Origin of the sequence: Rudanella paleaurantiibacter (assembly GCF_009184635.1) — a bacterium.
GTDB classification, from domain to species: domain Bacteria; phylum Bacteroidota; class Bacteroidia; order Cytophagales; family Spirosomataceae; genus Rudanella; species Rudanella paleaurantiibacter.
In genome coordinates this window covers 181,037-202,250 of the sequence record NZ_WELI01000005.1, presented here as the reverse complement: position 1 = coordinate 202,250, position 21,214 = coordinate 181,037, and the positions used below count along the sequence as shown (strand labels likewise).

16 protein-coding genes are annotated in these 21,214 nt (G+C 53.4%); 5 read left to right on the top strand and 11 right to left on the bottom strand.

The window, feature by feature from the left end; all coding sequences use genetic code 11:
• Positions 1 to 95: 95 nt before the first annotated feature.
• Genes F5984_RS12970 through F5984_RS12960 form a run of 3 tightly spaced genes read right to left on the bottom strand, consistent with a single transcriptional unit; the run spans position 96 to position 3,574 of the window.
• Entirely contained in the window at positions 96 to 2,663 is a 2,568-nt protein-coding gene (locus tag F5984_RS12970; protein WP_152124698.1) for a TonB-dependent receptor, read from the bottom strand.
• A 27-nt stretch (positions 2,664 to 2,690) separates the two neighbouring features.
• The gene (locus F5984_RS12965) at positions 2,691 to 2,966 is read right to left on the bottom strand and encodes a hypothetical protein (protein ID WP_152124697.1); all 276 of its coding nucleotides are present in this window, start codon (positions 2,964 to 2,966) and stop codon (positions 2,691 to 2,693) included.
• Positions 2,963 to 3,574, bottom strand: a complete 612-nt coding sequence (locus F5984_RS12960; protein WP_152124696.1) for a redoxin domain-containing protein — start codon at positions 3,572 to 3,574, stop codon at positions 2,963 to 2,965. The genes F5984_RS12965 and F5984_RS12960 overlap by 4 nt, the downstream gene beginning before the upstream one ends.
• A 180-nt stretch (positions 3,575 to 3,754) precedes the next feature.
• Between F5984_RS12960 and F5984_RS12955 the strand changes: the two genes are divergently transcribed.
• Complete coding sequence (locus tag F5984_RS12955; protein WP_152124695.1) at positions 3,755 to 4,204, top strand: RrF2 family transcriptional regulator; 450 nt, start codon at positions 3,755 to 3,757, stop codon at positions 4,202 to 4,204.
• Between the two features lie 116 nt (positions 4,205 to 4,320).
• Here F5984_RS12955 and F5984_RS12950 read toward each other — a convergent pair whose 3' ends face one another.
• The 7 genes from F5984_RS12950 to F5984_RS12920 all read right to left on the bottom strand — a co-directional run bounded on the left by F5984_RS12950 (position 4,321) and on the right by F5984_RS12920 (position 12,868).
• Positions 4,321 to 4,746: a DUF2147 domain-containing protein gene (locus tag F5984_RS12950; protein ID WP_152124694.1), complete on the bottom strand. Its 426-nt coding sequence runs from the start codon at positions 4,744 to 4,746 to the stop codon at positions 4,321 to 4,323.
• A gap of 109 nt (positions 4,747 to 4,855) precedes the next feature.
• Positions 4,856 to 6,967 (bottom strand): ComEC/Rec2 family competence protein, encoded by a 2,112-nt coding sequence (locus F5984_RS12945; protein WP_152124693.1) that lies wholly within the window; start codon positions 6,965 to 6,967, stop codon positions 4,856 to 4,858.
• Positions 6,964 to 7,431: a GNAT family N-acetyltransferase gene (locus tag F5984_RS12940; protein WP_152124692.1), complete on the bottom strand. Its 468-nt coding sequence runs from the start codon at positions 7,429 to 7,431 to the stop codon at positions 6,964 to 6,966. The genes F5984_RS12945 and F5984_RS12940 overlap by 4 nt, the downstream gene beginning before the upstream one ends.
• 11 nt (positions 7,432 to 7,442) lie before the next feature.
• Positions 7,443 to 8,789 carry a M43 family zinc metalloprotease gene (locus F5984_RS12935; protein WP_152124691.1) on the bottom strand — a complete coding sequence of 449 codons (1,347 nt, stop codon included), beginning with the start codon at positions 8,787 to 8,789 and terminating at the stop codon, positions 7,443 to 7,445.
• Positions 8,770 to 9,729: a PhoH family protein gene (locus F5984_RS12930; RefSeq protein WP_019986524.1), complete on the bottom strand. Its 960-nt coding sequence runs from the start codon at positions 9,727 to 9,729 to the stop codon at positions 8,770 to 8,772. The genes F5984_RS12935 and F5984_RS12930 overlap by 20 nt, the downstream gene beginning before the upstream one ends.
• 343 nt (positions 9,730 to 10,072) lie before the next feature.
• A complete protein-coding gene (locus tag F5984_RS12925; RefSeq protein WP_019986525.1) occupies positions 10,073 to 10,618 on the bottom strand; it encodes an RNA polymerase sigma factor in 546 nt (181 codons plus the stop codon).
• A 384-nt stretch (positions 10,619 to 11,002) separates the two neighbouring features.
• A complete protein-coding gene (locus tag F5984_RS12920; protein ID WP_152124690.1) occupies positions 11,003 to 12,868 on the bottom strand; it encodes a M61 family metallopeptidase in 1,866 nt (621 codons plus the stop codon).
• Positions 12,869 to 12,956: 88 nt separating this feature from the next.
• Between F5984_RS12920 and F5984_RS12915 the strand changes: the two genes are divergently transcribed.
• The 3 genes from F5984_RS12915 (at position 12,957) to F5984_RS12905 (ending at position 19,050) form a co-directional block, all read left to right on the top strand.
• Positions 12,957 to 15,992, top strand: coding sequence for a tetratricopeptide repeat protein (locus F5984_RS12915; protein WP_246168958.1), 3,036 nt, complete (start codon positions 12,957 to 12,959; stop codon positions 15,990 to 15,992).
• Positions 15,993 to 16,107: 115 nt separating this feature from the next.
• Entirely contained in the window at positions 16,108 to 17,784 is a 1,677-nt protein-coding gene (locus F5984_RS12910; protein WP_152124688.1) for a TonB-dependent receptor, read from the top strand.
• Positions 17,785 to 17,808: 24 nt separating this feature from the next.
• On the top strand, positions 17,809 to 19,050 hold the full coding sequence (locus F5984_RS12905; RefSeq protein WP_152124687.1) for an HU domain-containing protein: 1,242 nt from the start codon (positions 17,809 to 17,811) through the stop codon (positions 19,048 to 19,050).
• An 81-nt stretch (positions 19,051 to 19,131) separates the two neighbouring features.
• Here the strand turns inward: F5984_RS12905 and rpiB are convergent, their stop codons facing one another.
• Positions 19,132 to 19,560 (bottom strand): ribose 5-phosphate isomerase B, encoded by a 429-nt coding sequence (rpiB, locus tag F5984_RS12900; RefSeq protein WP_152124686.1) that lies wholly within the window; start codon positions 19,558 to 19,560, stop codon positions 19,132 to 19,134.
• A gap of 160 nt (positions 19,561 to 19,720) precedes the next feature.
• Between rpiB and zwf the strand changes: the two genes are divergently transcribed.
• A complete protein-coding gene (zwf, locus tag F5984_RS12895; protein WP_152124685.1) occupies positions 19,721 to 21,214 on the top strand; it encodes a glucose-6-phosphate dehydrogenase in 1,494 nt (497 codons plus the stop codon).

The following is a 21,214-nucleotide window of genomic DNA, read 5'->3' as shown; positions in this document are numbered from 1 at the left end:
CGGAGTTTATGGGCTGCATAAGGTACCAATGAAGGGTGCTCCAAACCCAAGCGCCGACTTTTGAGGGTCGGCGCTTGAATTGGCAGAAGGTCAATTTAAAACGAGTAGCGTAGTGTAACGCCGTATGTGCGTGGGTCGCCCAGCACCCCGCCGTACTGACCGGCATTGCCGGGGGCAGGCAGGAGTTGCTCGAAATAGTTTTGATTCAACAGGTTACGGCTCCAGATAAACACCGACGTGCCGTTTGAAGCCCGGAAACCCACCCGCGCATTAACCAGTGCGTAGCCGTCAATATTCAGATATTTGGAAGGGGAGGGGCTCGATGAAAACCCTGACCGGTAATAGTTATCGAGGGCGAAGAAGTAGCGGCCGTCCTGCGCCAGAAATTTCCCGTTGCCACTCACCTCACCCCCGAGCGAGCCCGCCCATTTTGAAATGCCCGGCAGGTCGCCCCCCGAAATATCCTTGAAAGCGGCTTCGCCCCCCGTTTCCTCAAGCGGTACGGGAGCGTTTTTAAACGAAACATATTTGCCATTAGTGTAGGCTACAGCGCCGTACACCGACAGGGCATTACCCAGACGCAGGTTTCCATCAACCTCCACGCCCCAAACGCGTACCCGTTCGGCATTGGCCAGGTAGCCCCGGTTTACGCCCGGTTCGGGGGTTTGTACCTGAGTCTGGTAGTCTTTAATGTCGGAGTTATGCAACACCACGTTCAGCACTGAGTTGGGCGTTGGTCGGGTTTTCAGGCCCAGCTCATAGTGGGTTACAAACTCAGGCTTTACGCGGGCAAGCTCCAGCAGAACCCGGCCGCCCGAGGTAGGTAACCCTGCAATGTTGATTCCCACCGGCTTATAGCTGATCGAGTACGTACCAAATGCATTGATCCGCTGACTGGCTTTGTACTGGACTGTGGCCTGCCCCGAAACGTTTGTCTCGTCTACATCAGTATCGAACGCCTGATTGGTGTACACGGCGTTTTTGAGGGCGAGCAGGGCCGGGTCGGTGGTTTGCAGGCCGCCGTAGGTTTCGCGTTTGTAGTTGGCTATCTTCTTGTCATAATTGTACCGAATACCCGGCAACACATGGAGTCGGTCGTTGATGGCCCAGTCGAGCTGACCAAATACGGCCGCACTGGTGCTGCGGAGTCGGTTCGTTGTCCGAATCCCAAACCCGTCGAACAAACCGGGCGTTCGCCAGAGTGGGCTGGTTGAGTTTTGGGCAAATCGCCATTGGGCGGCCCCGGCCTCCTCGGTTTGCACGGGGTCAGATTGCAGATCCTGATACAGGGCAAACACCCCTAATACGCCGTTCAGCCGGGTCGACAGGGCACCGGCATACCGGATTTCCTGCGACCACTGATTGTGCTTTGAGTTGGCCGCCGAAATGGAGAACACGGGCAAACCGATGTAGTCGCGGTCGTTGAGTGGCCCCCAGATCCAGTACCGCCAGGCTGAGGTGGCTGTCAGGGTACCTCCGCCCAGTTTAATATCGGCATTGAGCGAAACACCGCCCATCTGGTTGTCGGCTTTTGAGGGGGTGTCGTGATCAATAATCCGGTCGAACGGGTTGGTGCTGGGTAATTTATAGCCCAGATCGGCAATGATGTTGTTAAACTGCCGGTAGGCCGGGCGTTTGGTGGTAACTACTCCCGCTACGACTTGTGCGTAGCCGTTCGGTTGCTGGTCGGTGTAATCGCCAATGAGGGTCAGCTTTACATTGTCGGAGGGGGTGTAGAGCAGTTGCCCCCGAAAGCCGAGGTTATTGAGGGTATTGACCGACTGGTTGGTGCGAATGTTGGTGAGCAGTCCGTTCCGTTGCGTACCGGTAAACGAGGCCCGAGCGGCCAGTTTTTTGCCCAATGGGCCCGTCAGTGAAGCTTTGGCCTGCACAAAATTGTAGTTGCCATAGCTCAGTTCAAACGTGGCACCCGGTACAAAGCTGGCAGGCCGGGTCGTGATGTTAAACGCGCCAGCCGTTGTGTTTTTGCCGAACAGGGTGCCCTGCGGGCCGCGCAATACTTCAATTTGCTCAACGTCGACAAAATCCAGTGCCGTGACGGCCGGGCGGGCATAGTACACACCATCAACGTAAAATCCGACGCCCGGATCAATCCCGTCGTTGGTCAGTCCGAAGGTTGAGCCCAAACCCCGGATATTAAGGGTAGTATTACGCGGGTTTGACGAGTAGAGTTGAACCGAGGGGACCAGTTCTTTCAGTCGGTTTACGTTGAATGCCCCGGCATCTTCGACCAAAGCGCCCCGTACCACCGAAATCGGAATGGGTACCTCCTGCGACGATTCCTGGCGTCGGCGTGAGGTAATGGTTACGTCGGCGAGCTGATTATCGGCCTGTGTTAACTGAATCTCGCCGGTATCTTCGTTCAGAATCAACTCCTGGGTTTGGTACCCCACGTACGAAACCACCACCGTAAAGGGTGGCTTCTGACCCGTAATGAGGGTAAACTGACCGTTCTGGTTTGTTGCAGATCCGTTGGTGGTGCCTTTAATCAATACCGTGGCACCAATCAGGTGCTTGCCCGTGCGGCTGTCAACAACTTTGCCCGTTACGGTCGCGTTAATAACAGGCGCATTTTGACCAGAAACAGTGAGTACACTCAATAGGGTAAGTAGAATTAATAAAGAGGTTAAACCTGATTTCATGTGCTTTTCTCTAGTGGTTGTATTTAATTATTCAATAGGGGAGGTGGTCTGACTAACACTAACCAGGCCCCGCACTACCCGTAGTCGACTGTCGATTTGGGTCAGTGCGTGCTCGCTGCTGGTTTGAACCGTCAGTCGACCCGTGGCTCGGATACCATCGGCTTCAAACGACACCCCTGCGATGTGATAGTGGTCTTCGGGAGGAAGGGCTGCCATCACATCGCTCACGAAGCTGACCCGGTCGAAACCGACCACCTGAAACACGGTTTGCCAGCGGGGCGACGGTGAAGTATTCGCAATCATAGAGCGATGGTATGTGTAATGGCCGCAAGTACCGGTTGGGCCTGATAGGTGAGCGACTCAAAATTCTCGTCGAGAAACTGGTACCGGATTCGACGCCCTGCATCAACGACGTACAGAGCCGGGATATACACCTCTTCGGAGATGCCCGAAATACGGTCCCAGATGGGGTCCGCTTCGGAGTAAACCCCAAACTGTTGCGCCACCGACTTATCGGCGTCGAACACAATGGTCATGGGGGCTTCCTGCGCTTTGTTGGGCATGTAACGCGGATGCTCGTTTGAAAACACGACTAACTGTGCCCCGCGAGCATGAACGGCTTCGGCAAGTTCGATGAGCGTGTCGAGAAATGGTCCGGCGTAGCGGCCCCAGCAAGGGCAGTAAAACCCAACGACCAGCGGACCCGCTTCAAGGAGGTGGGGCAGCGTCAGAATATGGTCAGCCGGCGTCGACGGTAGCACGGGAGTGGTCCAGTACCCGGCCCGGTTCGCAATTGAAAAGAAAGGGGCTTTGTCGCCAGTACCTAACGGCTGTACGCGTTCAACAGGCCGACGATCTTTAACGGTTGTTGAGCTGATGTCGCCCCATTCATCTATGAGTTCGAGTGTCATATGCGGTGTAAGTTGCGTGTGCTGTTTCGTCTGTTTTTCGCTGACTAAATCCGTTAACACCAATACTCCCGGTGTTAGATAGACTTTTAGTACTTATAATCTATTGATTTAGTAGGTTTTGCAAATTAAGTGTTACTTTGCGCCTGCTTCCAAACATTCACCCATAAATTTTTTTGTGCGATGGTATCAAAAAGAGCGAAATACGCCTTCAAGGCCTTGCGAAAACTGGCCGAGCAATATGGTCGTGGGCCGGTGATGATCAGTTGGTTATCGGAACAGGAGAGTATTCCGAAACGATTTCTGGAGTCTATTTTACTGGACTTGCGAAATCACGGATTGTTGCAAAGTCAGAAAGGAAAGGGGGGTGGCTATATGTTGCGGCTGGAGCCCGAACGGATCAATCTGGCTCAGGTTTTGCGAATTATCGACGGACCCATTGCGCCAACGCCCTGTGTTTCCAAAAACTTTTATGTGCGTTGCGACGACTGCGAGGATGAAGAAACCTGCACGATCCGGCCCATTATGTTGCAGGTGCGCGATGCAAACCTGAGTGTCTATGAGAACATCACATTGCGCGAACTACAGACTATCCGCTCCGATCTGGCTCATGTTGAGGACCAACCCAATTAACGCTGATTGCTGGGTTTGATATGCCTTTTTAACCTCAAGAATGAACGGGTACAAATTCAACCGAGCACAGCGAGTATGATTCCGCTGTGCTCGGTTGGAAAGATTGCGGGGAGTCGTTATTTGCCCGTCAGGCTTTCAGACGGGGGCGCTTGTCGAACCATGATGAACTCGCGGTGCAGAAAGCGAGCCCCTTTGTAAGCAATAGCCCGGATGGTATTCGGGTTTTTGAGCGTCAGAGCGGCATCGAAGCGCATGCCGGAGGCCGGGTGAATCACTTCACCACCGGCCCATTCGTCGCCGGTAAACTGTAGGTTCGTGAGCAGAATTTTGCCTTTGGTGTGCGCATAATTTTTCTCCCAGCCACCGCCCAGATCGCTGATTCGGGCAAAGTACCGATTGCCTTTCTTGAAAAATTCGATGGTCGACTGCCGGGAGGGTACGTACCAGCGTCCGAGTAGGGCATCGGCCGGTGCGTTGGCCTGTGCATGGGCGGGTGGCCCGTGCAAAAAGCCCAGTAAGAGTAACGAAAATAACAGTTTCATAGCGTTGAGTTGAAAACGCACGGGCCGGAGCGCCGTGCGGTGTTTCGTACTTAACCGCTAAAACTGGGTAAATGCCCAAAAAAATGAGTGTCGGGGCCAACCGGTCGGTTTACCATTCGGTAACGTAGGCTCCCTGTTGCCGGACCGAGTAGCAGCGGATGTTGCGGGGGCGGGCTTCGGCCAGTAGGCGGTCGGTGAGTGGCGTCTTGTTCGAGTCGTCGAAAATGAGCTGTCGAGCCACCACGCGACCATCCAGGTCCGACCATTGCTGCACGGCATTCCGGCGAATGATGGCATAATCGACCACAGCGGGCAACTGCCAGTACGACTGTCCCCGCAGCCTGTTGACAAGCAAAATGGTTTTGCCCTGCCACACCCAAAGGGCGTAGTCGTTGGTAGCGTGAAAGCCTGGAGTTACTCGTGCTGCCGTGCTATCCGGTTTCGGATGGGTCACGCTTAGCTGGCGTACCCCCCATTGACCGAACGTGTTTTTGAGATAAAAATCGAACGAGCGCGGGTCGTTTTGTACGTCGAGGTCGGTGAGGAGTATCGACTCTCCGCCTGAGGTAAGGCTGATTGCCGTTTTGTGGGGTAAAAAGTGAACGGCTAATCGTTGCTGATGGCGTCGGTTCAGTTCGTCGTTCAGCAACAGACTCATCAGCAGAAGAGCGAACCCGGTAGCCAGCCAGCCAAACCGAGGTTTTCGGTGCAGCCAGGCGTAAATGCCCGCAATCAGTAGCGCATACAGCACAGCCAGTTCGAGCGGATCGAGCCACAGCCCATCCCATAGCCCACCGGGTAACTGACTTGTTTGGCTGACACTCTGATTCAGCAGGAAGGTTGCTTTCTGTAGGAGCCAACTGCTCAGATCGCGTAGGTAGGGTATCCAGCAAACAGCCAGACTAAACATGGCTAACGGTAGCAAACCAGCCACCAGATCCATTACAATCGGGTTGGCCAGCAGAAAATACGTCGGGAACTGGTGGAAATAGTAAACCCCCAGCGGGAAAGTAGCCAACTGTGCCACCAACGCTACTGAGGTCAGTTCCCAGAGGTGATCGAGGAACCTATTTTTTATCGTAAACAGCTCGTAAACCGGCTTTTGCCAGGCGCCGATTCCCGCTACGGCCACGTACGACAGCTGAAAGCCTGCCGAGAATAGGGCGTACGGATCGAACAAAAGAATAAAAAACGCGGAGGCTCCGAGCACATTAGGCATGTATGCCTGTCGCCCGGTAGCGTTGGCAATAATCAGCACCGAAAACATACCTGCCGACCGGAGCACGGCGGGCGACATACCGGTCACCAGCGCGTAAAACCATAATACCAACAGCTGCACAACCCCCAGAATCAGTTTGGCCCGGCGGCTCTTGCGCAAGAAGCCAAGGAGGTACACCATCAGGCCAAACAGAATACCTACGTGCAGGCCTGATACCGACAAGACATGCACGGCACCGGCGGCTGCATACGATTTGTACAGGTCAGGGTCAATGTCATCACGAACCCCCAAAATCATGGCGTTTACGATGCCGTACTCTGTTTTTGAGCCAATTTGGGCGGTAAACACACTATCGGCAAACTGATTGACCCGCGTTGCCAACTCTGTAACCGGGTTAGCTGGCGCGTAGCTCAGAAGCTGCCTCTGATACGGGCGTAGGTATTGCTGGTGGTAAATTCCCTTGTGGCTGAGGTATGTTTTGTAGTCAAACTCGGCGGGATTCAGGGGTGGGTCAATAGGGCGGGGCGCACCCGAAACGAGCCAAACCTCACCGTAGCGGGGCAAGGGGGTGTCTGTCTTGTCGAGATACACAATGACCCGGCCGCTCAACGGGTGCCAGCCTGCAGAGTCGGTACGCCCACGCCGAACCGACAGCTCCACTCGGTAGGTTTTGGCGCGTTCTTCGGGCAAATTGTCAACCACACCTTCGTAAGCCCGGAGGGTATCGGCCAGATGAACGAGGTTGTCTGGGTTGGTGCGGGGCGTATGTCGTTGAGTAATAAGCCAACCTAGCACCATCACAAGCAGCAACGCGCCAGCCGATAGTAGCATGCTCCGGTAACCGGGCCGTTGCCTGGCTTGCCACCACCAGCCCCCCGTGTACAAAAAAACGCCCACTAATCCGGTTGCTATAGCGAAGTAGTGGGCGTCAGAAAAAGAATTGTACCACAGAATGCCGGCTATCAGTGCCAGCGCGTACCGGAGAAACGGAGCGCTTTTCATTCGTGCGAATAGGCAGAGCTGGGGAGTACCATTCGGTAATGTTGGATATTACATTCTTCAAACATAGGGCCTACGGCTTTAAACCCAAAACCTTCGTAAAGAGGCATGGCGGTTACCTGAGCGTGCAGGTAGATCGACTCAATGGGCTCGGGCTGTAGGCCAAACACATCATCGAGAACAGCTTTGACGAGGGCTTTACCAACGCCTTTCCCCCGAAAATCTTTACGGACAGCGAAGCGTTCGAGTTTGATGCCTTTACCCGTACGGCGCCAGCGGGCGGTTCCGCAGGGGAACGATGTCCCTTCTGGGGTCTGGTAGCTAGCCAGAAAATGACGGCTTATTGTCTCAAACTCATCATATTCTTCTTCGCTTGGTACGTTTTGTTCTTCCACAAATACCTCTCGCCGAATGGCAAAAGCGTGGTTAAGGTCGGCAGGGGTAGAAATATGACGGACAGTAATCATAAAACAATTGATCAATGGACAAGCAATCGGGTAGCGGTCGTTTCGTCGCCCGCCGTTGCCCGAACAATATACATGCCTTTGGGTAAATTGGTAACCGTGAGCGAAACCCGGGTGCTTGTGGTAGTTGAAAAATTACGGGTTTGAATAAGGCGACCATTCAGGTCGAGCAGCTCAACCGTAATCGGTTTGGCTCCCCGGAAGCGTACTTCGGCGGTTGCTTCGAACTGGGCCGGGTTAGGCACCATAGCTACGCTTAGCTGGTCACTTTCGCCGAGTGGGTTGGTCACCGACTGAATGATTTTCTGCCGACGCGGGCTCACGGCCAACACGGCCCGCATACGGGCTCGCTGACCGAGGGTGAACATATTCATGCACGCATCGGGTGAGTAATCCATGTAGTTCTCGGTCAGGTTGCGCGTTCGCTGACCGCGTACACACTCCGAAAACATCGTTGTGCAGGTAGTGCCTCGGTTAAGTTGTTCAACCGGAGGGGTATCGGCTACATGGTCGGTGCCGCAGGAAACATCACCATTGGTATGCAACAGGCCGAGCCAATGGCCCACCTCGTGCGTGGTGGTGCGGCCCTGGCAGTACGAGCGGTACTGGGCGTTGCAGGCATTGGCTCCAAAAACGACGTAGGAAATCACCACGCCATCTATTTTCTCGTCGGGCACATCGGCCCCGGTCGGGAGCCCCTGGAGGGTGTCGGCAGCCATAGGCATTTGAGCATACCCCAGCGTCAGCCCCGACAGGCGGGTTACCCAGATATTCAGGTACCGGTCGGAGGGCCAATAAACAATGTTTGAGAGCTTGACGAGATCATTGTACGAAAAGGCGTCGAACTCGGTCTGTTTGTCGTAATACGTCCGGGTAATCCCGTTAGAGGGCTGTCCCTGTGGGTCGGTGTTAGCCAGATAGAACTCAACACCGGTGTCTGAACCAATAGGGCTGGTATTAAAGCCGTTCGTTCCGGCCTGTCGGCGGTAGTCTTCGTTCAGGACCCGAATCTGCGATTGAATCTGCTCGTCGGAGATATTCGGGTTATTAGTACCCCCCACAAAGTTCGACGAGTTGTTGTGAATCACATGCACTACCACCGGAATCCGGTAAATGGTGTTGTCGTCAGCCTGGCGGGCTTTACTGGTAAGCTGCTGTTGCTGAATGAGCCGTTCGAGGGCTTCGGCCTGTTTCTGACGGGCCGGGTTGCGCAACCGGAGCAGTTGTTCAACCGCCGGTGTAGCGCACCGATCGGTGTGCTCGTGGGGAGTAGTTTGGGCTTGTGCGGATATAACAAAGCCGACCAGCATAAGCAGGCCGGCTGTTACCCGGAAAAAAACGCTACTGACCGGCTTCTTCATACGCGGCAATAATCTCTTTCACTAAACGGTGGCGCACCACATCCCGACCATCCAGATCGACAAACGCAATGCCTTTGATTTTACGGAGTAAATCGACCGATTCGATCAGACCCGACTTTTGCTTTTGGGGCAGGTCGATCTGCGAGCGGTCGCCGGTGATGATGGCCTTTGAGGTAGGTCCCATCCGCGTCAGAAACATCTTCATCTGCATCGGGGTCGTATTCTGGGCTTCATCGAGCAAAATAAACGCGTTGTTGAGGGTTCGTCCGCGCATGTAGGCAAGCGGGGCAATCTCAATAATCCGATTCTCGGTATAATACTTCAGCTTCTCAGCCGGGATCATATCGTCGAGGGCGTCGTAAATAGGCCGCAGGTATGGGTCAATTTTTTCCTTCAGGTCGCCGGGCAGAAAACCGAGGTTTTCGCCTGCCTCCACGGCCGGGCGCGTGATGATGATTTTCTTAACCTCTTTATTTTTCAGCGCCCGTACGGCAATGGCAACAGCTGTATAGGTTTTACCCGTACCGGCTGGCCCAATGGCAAACACAAGGTCATGGTGATTGGCGGCTTCGACCAGTCGTTTCTGGTTAGCAGTTTTGGCCCGCACCACAATGCCTCGGGTACCATACACCAGCACGTCTTCATCATTGCCAACGTCTACGGGCAAGATGCCTTCTCCTTTGGCATTAGCTCCGTTTAGGTACGTTTCAACGTTCTCATGCGTTAGTTTGCCGTATTTCTGAAAATGCTCCAGCAGTGAGTTCAGTACGTCGGAAATGCGGGTAATTTCGGGCGTAGTGCCTTTGATCCGAATTTCGTTGCCCCGAGAAATAATGCGGCTCATCGGAAAGGCAGCAGCTACCTGCTTGATATTGGTGTTCTCAACGCCCAAAAATTCGATCAGTGGTACGTTGTCTAAGGTGATTACTTTTTCGACCAAACGAATAGAATGATTTTGTTGTGAGTAAAGGGGATTCTGCCAATAAATTTAAACGCAGCAGCTAACTTAACAACACATTTGGGCAAAAAAACAGTCAAAAACTCCTGAATGGAACGGGAATATTTTTAACTCGTTCGCCATCAATTCGTTTGGCTCAGAGGAAATGGCTGTATAGTTTACGAACCAGATGTACGAACGGTCTTCCTACGTAAAAACGTCCGTTTACATGACCTTAGATGGTTTCTGTAAACGGACGTTTCGTTGACTGGCGGGTTGGTCCGGTCACCAACGCGTCGGCAGGGAAATGTAAACGGTATAGATCAAATGGAAAGAGAGAATAAGGTTAATCGTGATACTCGAAGTACATGCGACGAATCTTGTCGCGGGTGCGTTTCAGGCGCATTTTGATCGCACTGTCTTTCAGGTTGTACTGACGGGCTATCTCTTTAATATCGAGGTCGTCTTCGTACTTGAGTCGGATAAGCATGGTTTCTTCCAGACTCATGTTTTCCATCACCACCGACAAATGACGCAACCGCTGTTCAAGGTGTTCGGTGTCGTTGGTATCGGGCAGGTTGTGCGCCGATTCATCGAGTTCAATCAGATTAGCTCGGTTGGTGAGCCGCAACTGATCCATACAGTAGTTGTACGAGATGGCGTAGAGCCAGGTGGCAAATGCCGAACGTTCCTGAAACCGACTGAGACCTGAGTGGATGCGGAGGAAGATATCGTGCGTGAAATCTTCCGCTTGAGTGGGGTTTTTGGTGAGGGAAAAACAGCGACGGTAAACTTTGCCAACGTACCGCTTGTAAAGCTGCTCAAAATAGGCGTTCTGACGAGTGTGCAGGTACAGGCGTACCAGCTCCTCGTCTTTGACAGAGTGTTTCATGAAATACTTCTTTTATGGGGTAGGTTACTTACACTAATGGTACAAAAATAACATTATACCATTTAAGGCTACTGAAAATTACTTAAAATGCGGTTAAAGTATTAAAAAGACTTTAACCCACTTACTTAGAGGCAATCTATGGAAACATTGAGGTCTTTGCAAAGTAAGATAACGGGATAAACCCCAATTTCTGGTATTCGGAGTATATTTTAGTACAGGTAAGGTACAGGTATGCAGGTAAGTAGACTTTGGTACTTACTTGTTAATACTTAATTAAAACAGGCAGTATTACTTAGTTTCTTTAATATGAAGTATGATTAGATTAATATAGTCTTTTTCAAAGAAAGAGGGCCGCCTAACATTGGTTAAGCGGCCCTCTTTAGTTTAGTTAATATGTAACCATTTGTTGTACAGTGCTCTCTGGGCTTCCGTTCGGTTGGGTAGGGGTTCCAGCCGATACGTGACTAGTGGAAGCCGGGTAAGCGTAACACTAAGTTCTTTCAGAATTCCACTCCGGTTTACAATCATTTTAAACGAGTTGCCGGGCCGGTAGCTCGCCATCAGTTTGTTTACGTCTTCACTGACCCGAATACTGTCGATAGCCAGAATCTCATCGCCCACATTCAGACCGGCCGTTTCGGCCGAAGAACCACGCCGTACCGAGGTGACCGTTTGGCGGCCATTGGTGGGATTTAGCCCGGTAGCTACGCCCAAATAAGCGTCCTGTGCGTTGGCATATCCATTAACCAACCGCAGTCCAACCGGCTCGAAGAACGGAGCATAATCGATAGCATCGGTCCCGTACACGTATTTCTGGAAAAAGCTGTCCAGGTTCTTGCCGCCTACTTGCTCCAGGGCTTGCTTCAGTTCTTCGTCGCGGAAACCACGCTTGAGTTCTTTATAGTAGCGGTTGTAAAGCAGGCGCATCACGTCTGTAAGGCTTTTCTGGCCGTTGGTGCTGGCCAGAATTGACAGGTTCAGCAGCGAAGCCAGCACGCTCCCTTTGCTGTAGTACGAAATAGTGCTGTTGCTCGAGTTTTCGTTTGGCCGGTAATGCTTGATCCAGGCATCGAAGCTGGCATCAGCTACCGATTGTACCCGGTTGCCCGGTTGGTTTTCAATGCCGGTAATGTCACTTGCGACTACCGACAAATATTGTTCGGGCGTATGGAAACCGGCCATGCGCAGAATGTAGTCTTCATAAAACGACGTGAATCCTTCGGCTTCCCACAGGGCGCGGGTATAGTTTTCGTTTTCGTAGTCGAATGGCCCAAGAGCGATAGGCCGGAGCCGTTTCACGTTCCAGAGGTGAAAATATTCGTGGGCCACCAGCGTCAGAAATCCTTTATAGCTGGCTTCGGTAGCGTAGGCCGCGCGGGTGGTCTGAAGGCTGGTTGAGTTCTGATGCTCCAGGCCACCGCCCCCCACGTTGGTGTGGTGAACAATAAATGTGTAATCAGTGCAGGGATGCTCGCCAAAAATTGAAGTAGCCGTTTCGCAAACTCGCTTGTAATCGGCGGCTAATTTCTGCTCATTGTACTCGACCTCGCCAAACTGAGCAACGGTGTGGGGTACGCCAGCGGCTGTAAACGTAAAGGTGCGGTGATTTCCGATTTCGATAGGTGAATCAACGAGCAGGTCGAAGTTGGGCACCTCATACGTAAACGGCGCACCAGCCGCCGGTTTGAGGGCTACAGATACCTTGTTCCAGCCCTTGGCGGGTTGAATCACCAGGCGTGAAGGCTGGTCTTTGAGGGCGTCGTTGAACAGAAACATGCTCGCGCCGTTCACGTAGCCGTGCGTATCGTCGAGGAAACTGGTCCGGACGGTAAGTTCGTAGGCGTACACCCGGTAGCGAACCGTTATATCGTCGCCAACGGCATCGCGGGTGCTTATGCGCCAGGTGTTCTTGCGGATTTTTTCAACGGGGGCTGGTTTGCCGCCGACAGTAGCCCGAAAATCTTCTACGTTCTTGGCGTATTCGCGAATCAGGTACGAGCCGGGGGTCCAAACAGGCATTTTCAGGTCGATGTACCCGTTCTTTTTCAGGTTAGCAGGGCCGGCAATCTGACTCAGCTTCATCTCTACTTCGAAGTAGTGATTGGCCGGTTGCGGCATCGAAAGTGTGTAGGTGATTTGGGGGGAAGGCGGAGCTTCGTTGTCTGAAGATGAAGAGCTGGCAAAGGTGGGGCCGTAGCCTAAAACCGCCCATACCATGAGTAAAAAGGAATACCGCAAATTATTTTTCATACGGATTTTGGCACTACTTTCGTTTTTTGCAAAAAATGGTTGGCGAAAGTACAACGCTTTGCCTCCCTACGCAACCATTCCGGTATCTATGTCCTACTCCCAACCCCGTGCGGGTGTTCTCGCGCTCACGGTATTCGCGGGGATCGGTTTGGCGCTTCCTGCCGCCGGCCAGCGCACCCTGAGCTATACTGAATCTGATTATCATTTCCGTAACGGCATTGAGCTGTTTGAGAAGAGCAATTACGGAGCTGCCCGCTACGAATTCCGGCAATACCTCGACCGCCGAAAAGCAAGCGAAAACGCGTCGGAGGCTGTTGCGGCCGACCAAAACGTAGTGGATGCCGAGTACCACATTGCTTTATCGAGCCTTTACCTCGACGAGCCGGGCTCCGAGGTTTTGGTGGATCGGTTCGTGAAAAATCACAGCCAGCACCCCAAAGCCGGGCAGCTTTACGGCGATTTGGGGCAATACTACTACGAGCGGGAAGACTACGCCAAAGCCATTGATTTCCTGGAAAAGGCGGTTGGACAGAATGCTTCAGGGCCTCAAATGGCCAAGAATAAGTACCGCCTGGCTGTATCGTACTTCAATACGCAGGATGTCAATCGGGCCTTGCCGCTGCTGAACCAGATCAAGCTCGATCCCGATGCCGAAGATGCCCCCGCGGCCTCGTACTATGCCGGGGTGATCAATTACCGCAATAATAACTTTAGCGAGGCTGTTGCCGATTTCAAGCGCATTGCGCAGAATCCGACGTATCAGAACGAAGTTCCGAACTGGATTGCTCAGTCGCTCTATCGGGAGCGGCAGTTCGATCAGTTGCTGGCCTACACGGAGCCGTTGCTCCGGCGGGGTGGTACGAACCTGAGCGATGTAGGACTTGTGACGGCCGAGGTGTATTACCAGCAGGGTAAATTTGATCGGGCTATACCGTATTATAAGCAGTACCTGGCTGCTAAAGGGGCCAAAGTGCCCGGTCCGGTGAAGTTCCGGTATGGGCAGTCATTGTTCCGCACGGGCAAGTACGACGAAGCCATTACCCAGCTTAAACCGTTAGCTACCGGTAAAGATACCGTAGCGCAGTATGCTGCTTTCACGCTCGGCATTAGCTACCTGCAAACCCAGAATCCGAGCTATGCACTCACCGCGTTCGATCAGGCCGGGCGGCTAACGTTTAGCAAGCCGATTCAGGAAGAGGCTCAGTTTAATCACGCCAAGGTGCAGCTCGATCTGAACAACGGGACTGATGCGGTAAAAGAGCTGAACGCCTTTCTGCAGCGCTATCCCGACAGCTCGTTTGAAAATGAAGCTAACGAGTTGCTGGGCGAAGCGTATTTTGCTTCCAACAACTACCCGGCGGCCATTGCTTACATTGAAAAGCTGAAGCGCCGGACGCCCAAAATCAACGCTACGTACCAGCGCCTGACCTATAATCAGGCCGTTAACGACTACAATTCCGAACGCTACGCGCAGGCCTTACAGAACTTCGACAAATCGCTGAGTGTACAGGCTGATGCCGAGCTGCGTCAATCAGCACAGTTCTGGAAAGCGGAAACGTTCTCGGCGCAGAAACAATACGATACGGCTATTCCAATGTATGCTTCGCTATCGCGCACGCCGGGTGAGCTGGGGGCCAAAAGCCTGTACGCACTGGGCTACGCCTACTATAACAAGAAGGATTACAGCCGGGCACTGACCTACTTCCGCGATTTCGTAGGGAAAGGGGCACAGGCGGGCGACGCGGGCCTTGTCGACGATGCTCGGGTGCGAATGGCCGATTCGTTCTTTGCTACCAAGCAATACAACGAAGCGATGCGGGCTTATGATGAGGTAATTGCCCGTGGTCGGGGGGATCGTGACTATGCCACGTATCAGAAAGGGTTGATTTTGAGTTACGTAGGTCGGGATACAGAAGCTAAAGCCGAATTTGATAAGTTGCAGCGGCAATACCCCGGTTCACGCTTTCTTGACGATGCGCTCTTCCAGGCTGCCAATGTCGATTTTGAGAAGGGAGCGTATCAGGTGGCGATTCGTGGTTTCAGCAAGCTTATTCAGGACCGGCCGCAGAGCTATCTGATTCCATCGGCTCTGCTCAAGCGAGCTACGGCTTACAGCAACCTGCAAACCTACGATCAGGCCATTGCCGATTACCGGCGAATCCTGAGCGAGTACGGTAGCTCCGATCAGGCACAGGGTGCTCTGTTGGGCTTACAAAATGCCTTGAATGATGCCGGTCGGCCCGAAGAGTTTTCGGGCGTACTGGGTCAGTACAAAAAAGCAAACCCCGGCAGCTCCGATGTAGAGAAAGTAGAGTTCGATAACGCCAAAAACATCTATTTCAACGAGAAATACGCACAGGCTATTCAGTCGTTGCTGGCGTTTATGCAGGAGTACCCGTCGAGCCCAAACCTAAACGAGGCCCGGTATTACCTGGGTGAGTCGTACCGCCAGACCAAAGATGTGCCGAATGCGCTTCGGTACTACAACCTTATCCTGACCGATGGTAAATCCGAGTTCGCGACCCGTGCCGCGACCCGCGCTGCCGAACTGGAAACGGCGCAGAAAAACTACGCCCGTGCCGTACGCAACTATCAGTTTGTGCTGAACCGTGCCAACGGCAAAAACGAAGAGGTGGCGGCTAAGCTTGGCCTGATGGAAACCTACTTTGTTGCGCCTAAGCTCGACTCGGCCGCTTACTACGCCCGTGAGGTAGTCGAGGCAGGTAACGTGTTGCCGGGTGCTCAGAACCGGGCTCAGCTCATGCTGGGCAAGATTGCCCTGAGCCGTAACGATTACAAAACGGCCACCGCTGAGTTTGAAAAGACCATTGCCCTGGCCAAAGACGTGTACGGAGCCGAAGCGAATTATCTCATCGGTGAAGCCTTGTACCGGCAGAAAAAGTACAAAGAGTCCATTGCGACCCTGCTCAAATTCAACGAAACGTTTGGCGATTTTGAGTACTGGAAAGGCCGGGCGTTTATTCTGGTGGCCGATAACAACGTGGGCCTCAACGAACTGGCTCAGGCTCGTGCCGTACTCAATTCAATTATCGAAAACGCATCCGACGACCGGGTAGTGGCTGAAGCTAAGCAAAAACTGGCCGCTCTGGAGTCTAAAAATTGATAGATCGCCCGCCCGTTCGGCTTGCCATACCGGATTTGGAGAAACGTTCGGTTTAGAACCCTAACCTATTCAAAATCCTTTGGCAGCCAACGGGCTGGGCTACTTCCATTACCTTATGACCTCGCATTCACCCTACATAGTTACGCTCGCCCTGCTGAGTTTTTCGTTGGCGGCCTCGGCTCAGAATCCCCGGCCCAATCCGCCCAAGCGGGAAGGCGAAGTAGAAAATCAGGAAATTACGGTTGAAAAAAGCCGCCGGATTGAGCTGCCCCCCGCCAACCGGATTTTCAACAAGATTCCGTCGCTGAAGCAGTCGGCTGAGGAGCGGAAGGTGAATTATAATTTTCAGGATCGGCCGCTTACCCTTGGCGACCCCAAAACCACGCCGGGCGTGCTGCCGCCTTCAAGCACACGGGCCGAACCACAGCCTACCTACAACAATTACGTAAAGCTGGGGGCTGGTAACTACGGATCGTTTCTGGGCGAAGCGTTCGTCGGCACAACGGGCCCGCAAAACGTAGTACTCGAAGGGTCGTTGAAACACCTGTCGTCGGGCATTGGTCCGGTCGATGGAAAGAACTCCGGGCAGAGCGACACCCGCTTCAATATCACGGGCAAGTACCTGACCGACGCCATCAAGCTACAGGCTGATGCCGGCTATCAGCGCGAAGGCTTCTTTTTCTACGGGTACGGACGCCGGCCTGAAGTACCTAACCGCGACGATATTCGGCAGCGCCTGAATACCTATAACTTCCGGGTTGGACTTGAAAACGCCAATACCGACAATACAATCGACTACTCGCTCCGCACGGGAATCACCCTGCTCAACGACCGTTACGATGCGGCTGAGTTTGACTGGGGCACTAACTTCAAAGGGTCGCTTGGTATCACCGATAAGGTTTTTGCCCTGGTAGCCGCCGACGCCTACGTGACCCAGCGTACCGATCAGTTTGTTGATAACCGGAACCTCTACCGGGTTAAGCCGACGTTTAAATATGCGAGCCCCGTGCTGACTATCACGGCCGGGGTCAATGCCGTGAATGAAACCGACCGGCGGCTGGAAATCAACAATACCCGCGCGTTTCCGATTGTCGATATTGACGTCGCACCGGTGGGAAATGTGCATTTTTTCGCGGGGATCGATGGTGATATTCAGCGGAATACCTTACGCACGTTGCTCAATGAAAACCGTTGGTTATCACCCCAAATCCCACTGGCCAACACGGTCAAGCTGGGTGATTATTACGGGGGTGTGAAAGGGCAGGCTGGCGGAGGATTCTCGTTTGAGGGAAAGGTATCGTATGCCCGGTACCGGAACTTCTACACGTTCAATAATACCTTCCCGGATACGACCAAGTTTTTTGCCCTCTACGACGCTGGTACGGCCCGGGTGCTCAACCTGACGGGTGAGGTCGGGTACAGTCAGCGCGACAAGTTCCGCTCGAATCTGCGCGTCGATTTTTACCGGTACGACCTTGACCTGCTCGAAGCCGCTTGGCACCGCCCCCGTATTGCGGGCCGTTGGACGAATTCGTATATCCTGAACAAAAAATTATTTGTTACGGCTGATTTGTACTTTTACGAGGGCCTACAGGCACGCAATTTTGTGTCAAACACCACCTACAAGCTTCCAGCCATCTGGGACGCCAACGTAAAAATTGACTATTTCTTAGGTCGTCAGTTTGCCGCATTTGTTTCGTTAAATAACATCGTCGGTCAGAATTACCAGCGCTATTTGTATTATCCGGTTCAGGGCCTTAACTTTCTCGGAGGAATTACATATTCCTTCTGATTGTATCCCTAATCGAATCTGACTATGGTGTCCGTCGGCGCTTACCTCAAGAAGCTGCTGTATCAGTACGACTGTGTAGTCGTGCCGGAGTTAGGGGGTTTTTTAACCCACTACCAGAAGGCCACGTTTGTGGCTGAGACAGGGCAGTTTTTACCGCCCCGCAAACGTCTGGCGTTTAACGAAGCGCTCCGGCTCGACGACGGTATTCTGACCAATTACATTATGCTGCACGAATCGCTGACACGTGAAGAAGCTCTTCGGCGTATCGGTGATTTTGTGAGTGAACTTCGGCAGCATGTGCAGTTGGCAGGCAGCTTTTCGGTCGAAGGTATTGGCCTTTTCACGCCCAATGTGGAGGGTAAGTTGCAATTTGACCCTGAGTTGCGGCACAATTTCTTCGGCGAATCGTTTGGTATGTCGGCCGTTCAGGCCGAGCGTGTATCGGTGCTGAAAATCGAAGAAGTCGAGGCTGAAGAGGTGGCTCCAACTATGGCACTGGGCCCTGTTCTGCGGGAGGAAGTTCTCGAACAAACACCTTTTGTACACGTAAGTCGGCCCCGGCCGTTGTTGCGTTGGGTGGCAGCCGCTGCGCTGGTCTGTACCTTTGGGGCACTTAGTTACCTCACGGTAGTTGAGCCCGGTCAGGCGATGGAAAGTAGTCTGAACCCCGCTAATTGGTTCCGGATTCCGTCGTGGCTGAAAGCCAACCTGCACCGTGAGGTGAAAGCCGAAACGGCTACCCCGATTGTGGTGCCGGCTGCCAAGGAGCCGAGCCCCATTGCAATGGCTACCCCGGCGCCCGCACTGCCCGAATCAACACCCACTCCTACAGCCGCCCCCGTTGCTGCTGAGGTTGTTGCGCCCGAACCGGCTGCCCCGGCCGTTGTCGCTAAGCCGGTAGCCGTTAAGGTCAAAAAGGTGGCTCGGCCAGTGTTGGTGAAGGAAACTGAGAAAGCCAATCCGTTTGTGGCCGAAGCCTTACCAGAGAGTGCCCCCGAAACAACGGCACCGAAAGTTGAGGAAAAACGAACCGGTCCCTTATTTACAGTGATTGCCGGTAGTTTTGCGAGTAAGCAAAATGCGGTGCGTTTTCAGAAAACGCTCCAGAAGGCAGGTTATGCTGATGCCTACGTGATTCAGCCGACCCGCAAGGGGCAACTGTTCAAGGTAGCAGCAATTGGCTCGCCCCTTCGGGAAGAGGCCGTAGCCAGCACCGACAGCCTCAAGAAGCTAACCGGTATTACACCGTTTCTGATAAAAAACTAAGTAGCGCTCTACGCTCATAGCTGACCGGCTCCCTATGCAGAATAGGGGGCCGGTTTTGCTTTTTAGGTCCAAGTGCGATTGTCAGGCATCCAACTGATCGATTCGGGCCTGATGCCGCCCACCCTCAAAGGGGGTATCTAACCAGACCCGGACAATCTGGAGGGCTGTTTCTTCGCTCATCATGCGCTGGCCCAGCGAAATCACGTTGGCGTTGTTATGCTGCCGTCCCAGCCGGGCCGATTCCTCGTTCCAGCATAAAGCGCAACGCACACCCTTGATGCGGTTGGCCATCATAGCTTCGCCATTGCCCGAGCCCCCCAGTACAATACCCCGGTCTACTTCGCCCGAGGCAACGGCCTCGGCAACAGGTCGGATAAACCGGGGGTAATCGACGGGTTCTTCGGAAAAGGTACCCTTGTCGATGGGCGTATGCCCCAAATCGGTCAGAAGATTCTTGATGGCTTCCTTATAGCGAAAACCAGCGTGGTCGGAGCCAATAGCGATAGTCATACGAGTGGTATCGAAGCGGTTAGAGGGATGAGGTCGTGAGTGCGATCGGTGCTTACAGCCTGCCGACGGCCCTTATAGCCTTTAACAATGCTATACCAAAGTTGTTCCTCTATGCAGACGGGCCTAACTTGCGCCGTTTGCAAAAAAACGTCTTTTTAGTATGCTCCCTTCGGCTAAAGACCGGACGCCATCTACGGTCGTCTTTATTTTCGGCGGTAGTGGCGATCTCAACTATCGAAAGCTCACGCCCGCGCTATTCAATTTGTACATCGACGGATTCATGCCCGAACAGTTTGCTGTGGTGGGTATTGGCCGCAGTGAGTATTCCGATGAGAGCTTTCGGGAGCGTTTGCTGGCCGGCGTAGAGGAGTTTTCACGTCGGCGGGAGGGACCCTGGGATGAGTTTTCGGCCCGTGTCGGCTACCTCAAAATGGATGCGGGGAAACCCGAAGCGTACGAATCGATAGCCCGGATTGTTGATCAGAAACAAGCTGAATGGGGTGTGGCTCCGCATGTGTTGTTTTATCTGGCGGTAGCCCCGCAGTTGGTGCCCGGTATTGCCACAAATCTCAGTAAGCTATCGTTTGCGAAGGAATCGAGTCGGGTTAGGATAGTAGTTGAAAAGCCGTTCGGGCACGATCTGGCCAGTGCTCACGAGCTAAATGTACTCCTGGGGGGGCTGTTTGTTGAAGAGCAGATTTACCGGATTGATCATTATCTGGGCAAAGAAACGGTACAGAATATTCTGGCCCTACGCTTTGCCAATGCGTTGTTTGAGCCGCTTTTTAACCGGAATTACGTCGAGGAAATACAGATCACGGCCGCCGAAACGGTGGGTCTGGAAGGCCGGGGCGGTTACTACGAGGGCTCCGGTGCCTTGCGCGATATGATTCAGAATCACCTGTTGCAGCTCCTCTGTATGGTGGCTATGGAAGCGCCTACCTCGTTTGATGCCAACGAAGTACGCAACAAAAAGGTAGATGTGCTGGACGCCATTCGCCCGATGAAGCCCGACGAGGTGCCGCAGATGGTGGTGCGGGGGCAGTACGGGGCGGGTGACGTAAACGGTAAATCGATGCCAGCTTACCGGCAGGAGGAAGGCGTTGCTCCCGATTCGCAGACCGAAACCTTTGCCGCCGTCAAGTTTTTTGTGGACAACTGGCGTTGGTATGGGGTGCCGTTTTACCTGCGAACGGGCAAAGCACTGGCCGAAAAAATGACCGTTATCACGGTGCAGTTCAAAGCAGCACCCAAGCTGGCGTTTCCGGCCGAGGTGACCCAAAGCTGGCAGTCGAACCGGCTGATGATTAACATTCAACCCTGCATGGACATTCGGTTACGGTTTCAGGCCAAAAAGCCCGGTCAGGTACTTGACCTGGATCCGGTCGAGATGGTGTTTAGCTTCAAAAGTGCCTACGAGGGACAGGAACCCGAAGCCTACGAAACCCTCCTGCTCGACGTGATGACGGGCGACGCTACCCTGTTTATGCGGGCCGATCAGGTAGAAGCTGCCTGGAAGGCTGTAACCCCGATTCTGGAGCATTGGGAAACCCACCGACCGGCTGAACTACCTACGTATGCACCTGGTTCATGGGGGCCTGAAGCGGCCACCGAAATGCTGGCTACCGATGGTTTTACCTGGACAACCCGATAA

Excerpts from the sequence above, each read along its gene's own strand:
- F5984_RS12970 (WP_152124698.1), bottom strand. The coding sequence starts at position 2,663 with ATGAAATCAGGTTTAACCTCTTTATTAATTCTACTTACCCTATTGAGT.
- F5984_RS12965 (WP_152124697.1), bottom strand. The coding sequence starts at position 2,966 with ATGATTGCGAATACTTCACCGTCGCCCCGCTGGCAAACCGTGTTTCAG.
- F5984_RS12960 (WP_152124696.1), bottom strand. The coding sequence starts at position 3,574 with ATGACACTCGAACTCATAGATGAATGGGGCGACATCAGCTCAACAACC.
- F5984_RS12955 (WP_152124695.1), top strand. The coding sequence starts at position 3,755 with ATGGTATCAAAAAGAGCGAAATACGCCTTCAAGGCCTTGCGAAAACTG.
- F5984_RS12950 (WP_152124694.1), bottom strand. The coding sequence starts at position 4,746 with ATGAAACTGTTATTTTCGTTACTCTTACTGGGCTTTTTGCACGGGCCA.
- F5984_RS12945 (WP_152124693.1), bottom strand. The coding sequence starts at position 6,967 with ATGAAAAGCGCTCCGTTTCTCCGGTACGCGCTGGCACTGATAGCCGGC.
- F5984_RS12940 (WP_152124692.1), bottom strand. The coding sequence starts at position 7,431 with ATGATTACTGTCCGTCATATTTCTACCCCTGCCGACCTTAACCACGCT.
- F5984_RS12935 (WP_152124691.1), bottom strand. The coding sequence starts at position 8,789 with ATGAAGAAGCCGGTCAGTAGCGTTTTTTTCCGGGTAACAGCCGGCCTG.
- F5984_RS12925 (WP_019986525.1), bottom strand. The coding sequence starts at position 10,618 with ATGAAACACTCTGTCAAAGACGAGGAGCTGGTACGCCTGTACCTGCAC.
- F5984_RS12920 (WP_152124690.1), bottom strand. The coding sequence starts at position 12,868 with ATGAAAAATAATTTGCGGTATTCCTTTTTACTCATGGTATGGGCGGTT.
- F5984_RS12915 (WP_246168958.1), top strand. The coding sequence starts at position 12,957 with ATGTCCTACTCCCAACCCCGTGCGGGTGTTCTCGCGCTCACGGTATTC.
- F5984_RS12910 (WP_152124688.1), top strand. The coding sequence starts at position 16,108 with ATGACCTCGCATTCACCCTACATAGTTACGCTCGCCCTGCTGAGTTTT.
- F5984_RS12905 (WP_152124687.1), top strand. The coding sequence starts at position 17,809 with ATGGTGTCCGTCGGCGCTTACCTCAAGAAGCTGCTGTATCAGTACGAC.
- rpiB (WP_152124686.1), bottom strand. The coding sequence starts at position 19,560 with ATGACTATCGCTATTGGCTCCGACCACGCTGGTTTTCGCTATAAGGAA.
- zwf (WP_152124685.1), top strand. The coding sequence starts at position 19,721 with ATGCTCCCTTCGGCTAAAGACCGGACGCCATCTACGGTCGTCTTTATT.